At 62.5% G+C, this 488-nt stretch carries 1 protein-coding gene; it reads left to right on the top strand.

Annotation, left to right across the window (positions count from 1 at the left end; all coding sequences use genetic code 11):
• Window positions 1-488 (top strand): FtsK/SpoIIIE domain-containing protein (locus BEN48_RS17180; protein WP_262490095.1); only part of this gene is annotated, 488 nt, incomplete at both ends.

The following is a 488-nucleotide window of genomic DNA, read 5'->3' as shown; positions in this document are numbered from 1 at the left end:
TCGGAGAAGTTCGCGCGCACGGAAATGGACCTGCCCATCGCCTTCGGGCGCACCATCACCAACGAGGTGTTCGTGGCCGATTTGGCCAAGATGCCCCACCTGCTCATGGCCGGGGCCACGGGCCAGGGCAAGTCGGTGGGGCTGAACGTGATACTGGCCTCGCTGCTCTACAAGCGCCACCCGGCCCAGCTCAAGTTCGTGCTCGTCGACCCCAAGAAGGTGGAGCTGAGCATCTTCAACAAGATTGAGCGCCACTACCTGGCCAAGCTGCCCGACACGGACGAGGCCATCATCACGGACACGAAGAAGGTGGTCAACACGCTCAACTCGCTGTGCATGGAGATGGACCGGCGCTACGACCTGCTCAAGGAAGCCGGCTGCCGCAACCTGAAGGAGTACAACGCCAAGTTCATCGAGCGGCGGCTCAACCCCAAGAAGGGCCACCGCTTCCTGCCCTTCATCGTGCTCGTCATCGACGAGCTGGCCGA

This window comes from Hymenobacter glacialis (assembly GCF_001816165.1).
GTDB classification, from domain to species: domain Bacteria; phylum Bacteroidota; class Bacteroidia; order Cytophagales; family Hymenobacteraceae; genus Hymenobacter; species Hymenobacter glacialis.
This window is presented reverse-complemented; position numbering and strand designations above follow the sequence as displayed.